Origin of the sequence: Paraglaciecola polaris LMG 21857, assembly GCF_000315055.1 — a bacterium.
GTDB lineage: Bacteria > Pseudomonadota > Gammaproteobacteria > Enterobacterales > Alteromonadaceae > Paraglaciecola > Paraglaciecola polaris.
This window is the reverse complement of record NZ_BAER01000146.1, coordinates 1-9,888: the sequence shown is the minus strand read 5'-3', so window position 1 is coordinate 9,888 and position 9,888 is coordinate 1. Positions and strand designations below refer to the sequence as shown.

Genomic DNA, 9,888 nt, shown 5'->3' with positions numbered 1-9,888 from the left:
AATTATTTAATATATACTATATAAACAGTATATACCGTAAAAACCATTTATACGGTTAATATAATAAAAAGAGGTCGATATGATTGTCTTGTTTGGCGGACAAAAAGGGGGAAGTGGAAAATCAACACTCGCTATGAACGTGGGCGCTTTACTAGCATCTCAAGGCAAAGATGTTTTGATGATCGACGGCAACTCTACGCAAGGAACTTTGTCGAACTGGGCAGCTCGACGTGAGTCAACAGAGCTCCCTCAGCTAACCTATGTCGAAAAATCGGGGAATCTTTATAAGACTCTCGATAGTTTAAGAAGTAAATATGATCACGTCATCGTCGACACCGGTGGCCAGGACAGTAAAGAATTCAGAACAGCAATGCTTGCTGCTGATGTGATGATCTCACCTATAAAACCGACCCAGGCGGACACAGAAACTCTTGTTTACGTTTCATCTCTTATTGAACAAGCGCTCGAAATGAACGCTGAACTAAAATGCTACATCGTTGTTTCGCAAGCACGTCCCAATCCGCGCATCAAAGCAGTCGAAGAAACTCGAACACTCGTCTCAAGTCTAGAATTCTTTAGCTTACTTGATTCTGTTATTTACACTAGAAAATCTTATGAAGACGCTGTGGCCGCTGGTGCTTCAGCGGCTGAGATGGGAGATAAGAAGGCGGCTATAGAAATAGAAAATCTTGTAAACGAGGTGTTCTCATGAGTGTAAAAAAACAACCTATTAGCCTTTCAGTAAAACCTCGGGGGAAAGCGGCCATCGATGATGACGCAGTAGAAAGCTTTGCTAATCAAGCTGAAACAGAAACACAGAAAATCACTCAGCAGAATAAGATCGCAAGCACCTCAACAACATCAAGAGCAGACAAAAAGAAAAACAAACCTGCTGCGAGTAAAGTCAAACGTGACAGCTTTACCATGCCTGAAGATGACTATGAGTTGATACATAAACTCATTAATAAGCTGATGAAAGCCGGGATGTTGATGAACAAAGGCGAGATCTTAAGAGCTGGGCTCAAAGCTCTTAACGACATGTCAGTCAAAGAGCTAAAAGATGTCTGCGATCAAGTAGAAAGAATAAAAACTGGAAGGCCACCTGAGTAATACCATATAAACGGTATATACCATATAAACGGTATATACAGCATTAGCAGAATTTGATTTATTTAACGTTACTGGGTAACAATAATATTATGACAGATGAAATAGAAACAAGGGGAAGAAAGCCAAAACCTGTAGATGCAGACAGGTTTCTGGAGCTTTTCGATTATTATTTCAACAAAAAAGACACCCCCATACCATCCGTGGAACAGGACCTGTTTCTCTTTATGAAACAATTCACACCGGGTGCTACGAATTATCATGATCTCGAATTGCATAAAAAAAAGACTATCGCTAAAAATCATAACGCATCTGATGAAAAAATTTGGGACAACTACCCTGATCACGTTCCTTCAGATATAAGAAGAAAAGGCTTATCTAAAGAAGTGTTCTTGGAAATAAGAAAATCAGCACTGCGATATGGACATAGATTTAATCTATTTAATAATGACGACATTAAGCATGCAAACATGCTTTTTCATAACATCCCAAAAGACGATTTACGAAAATTAATGCAACGACTTCGTAAAATTAAGCACAAAAGGGAGCCTCGAAACCGCAAAGTGGGCATAGATCTCGACGTTAGAGCTCATAACATGATAGTAGATTTTACTGAAACATACGGTTTCAAAAACAACAGTTATGCGATAATGGTAATGTCATACATGGCCTCCCCAATCCTGGACGATTCTGCTGAAAATCCTTTTACTCAAGCGCTTGATCATGTAGCAAGTTTTGATCACATCAAAAAGTCAGAACTATTCACAGCAGACAAAAATGTTGAGCATATCGCTTCAAAGGTGGCTAATAATCTAATTTATCACTCAGCGTTGCATCACAAGTTTTACTTAGACGTATCTCTATCATCTGACAGTGCAGCTGAAGCTTGTGAAATCATAGATGATACTATTCTCAGACAAATGCGATCATCAAGCAGAATTGCAGCAAGTGATAACTCTCGTCGCTTCGCAATCACTGGCACTATTAATAATAAAAAAATAGAGCTACACACCACTGATCACGAAAAGTTGAGCGAAGAGCTCGTGCTGATAACGCTTAACCACAAATTTGATACAATTGAAGATCCGTGGCTCAGTACACATAGCGTGTAAAAAACATTGATCTAGTGTACACATACTGTGTTATAATACGCAGTATCAGCGTATAAACAGGTCTTCGTAAGAAGAGCGTTGATGTCGCCTCACCGAGGTTATCGCCCAAGAGCGTGATATGTCAAAAATGACGAAAGACCCTGATTAGCTTTAAGCAAAGCACCTTCGTCGGGTGCTTTTGTGTTTCTGGAACCATCATTAGCGTCTGGGCGGCTTTATAGGCTTATTATGCAGCGTATTATAAGCAACTACGTAAAACTTTATCTTCCCTGCCTTAGGGCTATTGCCTTTACTCCTGGCATAAGCTGACTGCACAAAGATCTCTAAATCAAACTCTCTCTTCTTTGAGCGCCTAACGACAAAGTAAATCTCATACGTACCATGCGATGTGTCTATTCTCAAAAAGTTTTGATGGCCAGTATGTTGTACATACCCCATACCCATATCTCTGATAATAGCCGGTAGATGTTTAGAGTCCTTATATCTTTCGAAGCAAAACGTTCTCTGCTCTCTCGAATCTGAATAACTCAAATCATCATCATGGTGAGCTTCTTTTGAACGAGTAAATGTGTGCAATGAAAATATTGTTTCAATGCGATAAGTGCGCTCAGGATTTCCCCCTCTCGCTTCTTGAATGAGTACCCAGGGCATCGGATGAAGATGCTCAAGAGTGTAAGTTAGATCCCGATGCTTAAATGATTCCCAGTAGATCACTGTAATTTGCCTGTTTTGATTAAGTTGAGTTGGAAGTTACAACATTAAATCGCAACTGCAAAAAACCGATTATGCATCAAATTACTCAAATCAATGAATTCAAAAATGCATGAAGCTGATCACTTTGCTTTAGGGATAGAACACAGTTGATAAAAAAGAGAGAGACACGTTAGAGCATTTAAACGAAGTCAATGAGCGGAAAAACAAGCTCGTTGCTTGTAAATAACATAGTGTTTTTTCGGAGTTATTTTTCTTTGCAAAAAATCTCTTCTAATACAATCTATGGCGATGAAAAGAAACAACAAATAACATAATTTAGGTTCCATTAGTGGGGGGAATCGAAGATATTATTATAAAAAACACACTTAAAAGCCAACAAAATAAGTCTATTATGTTACTCAGTTTGAAACTTAACTAATATTATGTTCCATGCAAAGAAAAATGTCGGATAGAAAAAAAATTCTATCTCTTACATCTTTTTTGTAAATAACGGAACAGAGTAACGCTGAAAGCCTTTAAATATGCTTAGTTAATTGGTTAATAAGGAGGAACACACAAAGGAACATCATAAAGGTTAAAAGAATAAGCTATTGAATTAAATATGTTTTTATTTTTTTTATGTGTTCCTCAATGTGTTCCTACTTTGGAAAATAGTGTTCCGCTAAAATGTTCCGTATTTATTTGTAGGAACACACCGGAACACAAAGAAGATCACGCAGAGCTCTTTGTTCTTATTGAGTTTTCATTGAATATGATCCGATGATCCTCTGCCGGACCAGGCTTTCTATATGGGGTTTTTTCTGTGAGAGTATATTAAGGTAAACTCAGACTTGCCTGATAAAATGAATGGTCAGAAATGTCACAAGGTGAGTTTGCATCTCAAAGTTTAGAGGTCAGGAACAATCGCTCACTCACGAAAAGATGCCTAAGTTAGGTCGCTACCTACCTTAGTAATCAGGCCGTCATTCCAGTCGCAAGTCTAAAAATAGAGTTTTCGACTCTCTTGATACCTTCCTCCGTTTGGCATAACTGGAGCGGTTTGGCGTCTAAACCCAAATTGTATGCAACCAACCATTTTTTTGCCCTACTTACCGAGCCAAAGTAGTCCGTTGCTAGGCACATTAAATCGGTTAGTTGCAAAAGTCGTCTCGTCGGCCCTGTAGGAAGCCTGAGCGGTTTATTGTAAATCTTCGTCGAAGTGCACCCAATGATACTGGCAAGTGTTTTGAGTGATATGCCGTAGTCAGCCGCTAACTTTCTAATCGACTGAGACGTAAAGCTATAGTCAATTATCGCTTTTGGGGCCGTATCGATGCTCATATAAACCTCGTGCAGGACATTCTATTAAGACTAATCAGATAATTGATCTTACTCTAATTCTGTAGACACTTTTCACTTAGAAACCTAAGAAAGTACCTGTCTCTTAGGGGAACGGTTGTTTAAACAATGTATTCACGAGCACATAACGTACTTCGCCATTACCTTTTCTTAGTTATATATACTGAGGAACGATAAATATCACATCCATATATGTTACCCAGTAACGATAAACAATGCATCTATATGTGTTACCGAGGAACGCTAAATAATATATTTATATTCGTTACTCAGTAACGACATATAGTGCCATAATAGTCAATACTATATGAATTACATGTACAGTCTGTACTGTGTTAATAGTATTAACTGTATGTATAGTAATAACGGTATATATAGTATTAACGGTATATACTATTTATCTAACTTATTATTGTTACTGAGTAGCGCCAAATGCCGGCGAATCTATAAACACTTGATGTTGACACATTCAATAACATGCTTTAAAACTACTCTAAGTATCAAATTTAAAGGTTAAGACAAATAATGCTTTTACCTCTTACTGAGAAACAGAAAGTTGTTTTCGAAGCGCTATCTCAGCTGTACATGGAGAATAGCTATCCTCCGACCCAGGCGGAAGTGTCTTCTTACGCAAAGAAAACAGCCGTGTCTGGTGAGATTAGAGCTTTGCGTCAGAAAGGCTGGTTAGAGAAGCTTGAACATTTATCCAGGCGCAATATTGTGCCAAGCGAAGAAGCATTCAAACGATTTACTCAGAAAGATATTTTAGTAGAGAAGCGTATATAGCAGGTGTTTTTAGAAGGATTATTTGGGAGGTAGTTGACGCTACCCCCCAAATATAAATATCAGTTTTAAGCGGGCTGATAATATTTAATGTCTTTAGACACAGTTAATATAGTGCTTTTCTTGCAGTGGTGCAACATTACGCAGGAAAGCTTATGAACGATGAAACCGTTATTACATTAGATAACGAAGAACATAAATACGATGCATCAACGTTACCGTTAATCACCGTTGATGATGTTCGCCAGCAAATTGAGCTTATCGAAAAGTCTGCTGGCTCTATTAAAAACATCAAAGCGGGCTTCAATAAGATGCTGCAAATTGGCCTTATCGATGGCGATAGATTGCAGGAACAATTTAGCAGCAAAGGATTTCCGCTCACACTACTCGAAGTGAAAAATTGGGTCGCGCAAAACAATACAAACAAGCAATGGCCGAGCTTCTTAAACGACATAAAACAAGCAATTTCTGGTTTCACATTCAGCATCAGCGATGACAGTTCTTTTGCAGATACGATCCGCTTTTTTGCTTACAGGAAACTAGGCTCACATCTTTCAGATAAAAAAATTGCAGATGAAATCGTAAAATCTGAGTTCTTACCTAACGTTGAAGGCCAACATGAGTCCCTAACAAGACTTAACTTTGCAAATAGTTATGTATCCTGGTTAAAAGGTCGTTACCGCTCTAGTACAGGTGATTTTCAACCTAGATTTAAGTGCATGGATGATTTCTTAGGTGCAGGAGGAAGGATATTAGAGAAGGGGATGTTTTTAGTTTTACTCCACAGAAATACAGGACAGGGAGGGAGTAATGGTTCCTTAAGCCCAAGCTTAGACTTGCCGGATTTTATCGAGAAAGAAATTGAGGTCTTTTCTCGATGGAAAATACAAAGCTCTAGACCAAAAGATCCAGTTCAGTTTTCAAATCTTAATACGCAAAAAAAGAGGGAGATTAGAGCAACAAATAATTCACCTTGGACAATAGATAGCGATGGAATATCAAATTCAAAAAACGGTTTTAAAGTTAAGGTCAAATCAGCTTACACGTATTCTAGTTGTATCAATGAAAGCTTAAAATTTAATCTACAGTCTATTTTTGATACTGAATTTCTCGAAGGTTTTACAAGCTGGTCATTAAAAAAGGGTGCGCCAGGCGCAACTATTAAATTTCTAGAATGGGTTATATCTGAAGCAAAACCTAATACATTCACTTCCCACTACAGCATTCCTGAAGATTGCCATTCTTACAACGAGTGGATTGAGGAGCTTAGCTATATTTGTTTCATTGCAAAAGAAAAAATAAATGAGATAAAAAGCAATTACGTTGCGATGGATGGTAAGCGCAATGTCAACTTCATTATTAATGCTAATGATCCATGGAGTGCTTATTTTGATTTAGTGGACATGATAAAAAAAATAATTTCTATCAAGGGCTACTCTCTTTGGAGTCACGCATCTTACCTAGCGTTCCGGTGGATGATTTATGCTCCTCTTAGAGTAAGAAATATTTCGATGTTGAAGTGGCTTGGAGTTGTGTCTGAAAAAGAGCTTATTCGCTTTGAAGAAAATAAGGAAATTGGGATATTCAAATTAGCAGAATCTGGAGAATTTGGTGTCTTTGTTCATAAAAGTCATTTAAAAAACAAGGGGTCATCTGCCGCTGAGTCTATTTATCAAGAATTCCCCGGGATGAAGTGTGACTTTGATAATTATCTTAAAATTAGAGAGAGAGAGAGCTTAAAGCTCGGTGTGACTACAGAACTTTGGGCTTTTGGTGTTTCAGACCGTGCATTTAATGGAGCCGGCGGAAGAGTTCGACCAACTCACGTCGGAAATGAACTCGTTAAAATCACTCAGCAAGCATTGTCTGTACTTTACCCTGACGAACATAATCCTGGGATTAATCCTCACGCGATGAGGCACCTAGCAGCTACCCTTTTTCTTAATGATAATCCTGAAAATTACACAGGTCTCGCTACATTACTCATGGATAGACTGGATACAGTTATTGCAGTCTACGCGAAGATAAACAACAAGCAAAATGCGAAGAAGATAAGAGAATGGGCAAATAAAAGAATGACTGATGCAATCTAAAAACAATAATGAAATGAGTATTGCTGACATCAATCAAGCGCTTGTGAGTAAAGGCATAGAGACTGTTGTTAGCCACTTAATTAGAGATACTTACAAGTTCTCCGGCGATTATATAACAATGGGAAGTATTAACGGCGGCAGCGGAGACAGTTTTGTTGTCGACGTCAAAGGCAAGCATTCAGGAATGTGGTTTGAAAATAATCCTGAGCAAGCCCCGAACGGCCAAACAAAAGGCGATCTCGTCGATCTGTGGATGCTGACAAGAAATATCAGCAAAGGTGATGCTATCAAAGAAATTAAGCAGTTTCTAAATATCACTAACGAACAGCTAGCAGCTCAATTTAAGCCTAATTTGCATGTTGTTAAGCCTAACAAAACAGTAAATCATATTTCCTCGCGACAACGGCTTGCACAGCACACTGACCAACTTAAGCGCGTCAGCTCTTCTACAATCAAAAAATATCAAAGCAGATTAAATAATAACGAAGCAGCTCTCAATTATCTTTATGGAAGAGGTCTGATAAACGAGACAATTGAACACTTTAGTCTCGGACTGTCTACTGATTACAAAAGTACAGATGGCATATTGAGAAGCAATGCACTTGTGTTTCCGATCGTTCGTCAAGACGGTGAGCAGGCATCCCCGTATGTTTATTATTCCATCCCTGATGTTACTCAAAATGCTATCGATGAAAATGGATGGTGCAAGTCTTCACCGCGCTTAACATACAATATGAAACGCTTAGATAGTCATGAATATCTAATAGTTGTAGAAGGGATAAAAGATCTATGGGCTTGTCATCAACTCATCGCAAATAGTGATTTAAAAAATCGTATTCACATATGCTCCTCTACACACGGTTCAGTTATACCCGTTGAAATTGATAGCGACCCGACTGTTTTAGCAGGATATAAGCGAATCTTTTTAGCTCATGACGTAGATCCAGCCGGTGATGAAATTGCCATGGGGTGGTTGAAGTACGTCGGTACGAGAGGGTTTAGATTAAATCCACCTTTCGAGTATAGAAAGAAAGGTGACGATAAGGATTGGACTGATTATCTTAAAAAAGGGAGTTCTGCAAAAGATTTCTTATCTTTGATTGAATCAGCGACGCCTATGCGTCTGCCTTCTATCAAAACAGCGACAAACATAAAAGATTTGAAACCAGGAGTGCATGGTTATGATCCGGTAGACATCTCCGGCTCTTTTACAAACGGTTATTTGTATTACCCGGTAATGGTAATGGAGAGTGGTGTTAACGTCAGTGACGGAGTCGCTGGCTACAGTCGCGTCGTTAAAGTTCTTCGTAGTGATCGCCAATTATTTGATTATCGCGCCCTTCCGCGGTTAAGTAGACCAGGTGCTATTGCAACACCTGTCTACGCATTAAACGACGGAACGCTCATCGCAGATATCCCCAAAACTCCGCCTAACGCATCCTGGGGCTGGAATGATATCGAGCGCTGGCTAGACGGAAATTACCCAGTAAGACCACTGAAGATTGTCGTTGAAGATATCGAACAATTAATTGCTAGCCAGATCTGGCTTCCGAATCAGGATGATTACTTAATACTCGCTCTCGTTGTTGTCGTAACTTACGTACAAAACGTATTTGATGCCGTACCTTTTGTACTCGCGACGGGTGCGGCCGGCACAGGTAAATCGCAGCTAGGTGAAGTAATGGCAAAAGTTGCTGCGAACGGCACGGTTGTAGGTGATACATCGGCTGCTACCATCGCTCGTATTCTTGATGAAACGCGCGGTTTCTTAATGCTCGATGATGTTGAAAAGTTAAAAAATAGAGTCGACGGGAGCAATCTGCAAATGGATGACTTTCTGCAAATTCTTAAAGTCAGCTACAAGAAATCCACAGCAATAAAGACTGTAACAGAAACAAAAACAATGACAGTTAAGCGGCTGAACTTCTATGGCGTTAAATTTATGACAAATATTCAAGGTATAGAAGCTGTGCTCGGAACTAGAACGATAACTGTTCATACGAGAAAAGCGCCAGTCGGTGAATTTGAACAAACTGATATTGATTTTGAAAAGATAGACGCTCTAAAACCGGAGCTTCACGCATGGGCAATGGATAATTGCGAAAGCTTGCATCAATGCTACAAAAAGTATCCTACCCCTAATCGTTCTCAAGAAATTACAGCACCACTACGAGCGATTATAGACATGTCCGGCGCAACACATTGGCATGACGTTATCGATGATCTCATTGATAGAATGAGCATTGAAGAAAAAGCTGAGATGTCTCCTGAGTCTGTTGTAAAAGAGTCAGTTTGGCGTATTGCTGCGAGAGGCTTCAACTCAATTGCTATTGAACAAGTGATCATGGAAATGTCGACGTTAGTACCTGAAAATTACATGAAAGAGCGTACAACTGATATTCCACAGTGGCGTCAGCCAGAATGGGTGCGCAAGCAACTACTCAATGCAGGTTACATAAATACAGTTAGCGATAAGCGATTTCGAGCTTATGGGAAGTGTAGAGTTATGCGCTTATACAAACTGACCTCTCATTTATTTAGTGACTTACCAAAAAGTAAAAAGATTGTCACAAAATTAGAAAAAATTTCAGGAGTTCTGTTCTGTAAGAAATTCGAAACTTGCAAAGAATGTCCTTACGCTGATGTTTCTTGTGAGATAAGAGATAGTACGACGAAGAGGCGGTATTAACGTTACTAAGTAACAGAAATAAATTAATTATTTACCATTACTTGGTAACGTT

The 9,888-nt window shown here is 39.0% G+C and carries 7 protein-coding genes; 6 read left to right on the top strand and 1 reads right to left on the bottom strand.

Annotated features, from left to right (window positions below):
* The first annotated feature begins 79 nt into the window (after positions 1 to 79).
* The 3 genes from GPLA_RS22845 (at position 80) to GPLA_RS22835 (ending at position 2,219) form a co-directional block, all read left to right on the top strand.
* On the top strand, positions 80 to 712 hold the full coding sequence (locus GPLA_RS22845) for an AAA family ATPase (protein WP_007107410.1): 633 nt from the start codon (positions 80 to 82) through the stop codon (positions 710 to 712).
* Positions 709 to 1,110 (top strand): hypothetical protein, encoded by a 402-nt coding sequence (locus tag GPLA_RS23010; RefSeq protein WP_007107409.1) that lies wholly within the window; start codon positions 709 to 711, stop codon positions 1,108 to 1,110. The genes GPLA_RS22845 and GPLA_RS23010 overlap by 4 nt, the downstream gene beginning before the upstream one ends.
* Before the next feature lie 89 nt (positions 1,111 to 1,199).
* The gene (locus GPLA_RS22835; protein ID WP_007107408.1) at positions 1,200 to 2,219 is read left to right on the top strand and encodes a hypothetical protein; all 1,020 of its coding nucleotides are present in this window, start codon (positions 1,200 to 1,202) and stop codon (positions 2,217 to 2,219) included.
* A 1,668-nt stretch (positions 2,220 to 3,887) separates the two neighbouring features.
* Here GPLA_RS22835 and GPLA_RS24385 read toward each other — a convergent pair.
* Positions 3,888 to 4,055 carry an antitoxin Xre/MbcA/ParS toxin-binding domain-containing protein gene (locus GPLA_RS24385; protein ID WP_226993181.1) on the bottom strand — a complete coding sequence of 56 codons (168 nt, stop codon included), beginning with the start codon at positions 4,053 to 4,055 and terminating at the stop codon, positions 3,888 to 3,890.
* A 741-nt stretch (positions 4,056 to 4,796) separates the two neighbouring features.
* Here GPLA_RS24385 and GPLA_RS22820 point away from each other — a divergent pair.
* The 3 genes from GPLA_RS22820 (at position 4,797) to GPLA_RS22810 (ending at position 9,836) form a co-directional block, all read left to right on the top strand.
* On the top strand, positions 4,797 to 5,057 hold the full coding sequence (locus tag GPLA_RS22820) for a LexA family protein (protein WP_040515799.1): 261 nt from the start codon (positions 4,797 to 4,799) through the stop codon (positions 5,055 to 5,057).
* A 152-nt stretch (positions 5,058 to 5,209) separates the two neighbouring features.
* Positions 5,210 to 7,147, top strand: coding sequence for a hypothetical protein (locus tag GPLA_RS22815; protein WP_007107406.1), 1,938 nt, complete (start codon positions 5,210 to 5,212; stop codon positions 7,145 to 7,147).
* The gene (locus tag GPLA_RS22810) at positions 7,137 to 9,836 is read left to right on the top strand and encodes a hypothetical protein (protein WP_007107405.1); all 2,700 of its coding nucleotides are present in this window, start codon (positions 7,137 to 7,139) and stop codon (positions 9,834 to 9,836) included. Before GPLA_RS22815 ends, GPLA_RS22810 begins: the two co-directional genes overlap by 11 nt.
* The last annotated feature ends 52 nt before the right edge of the window (positions 9,837 to 9,888 follow it).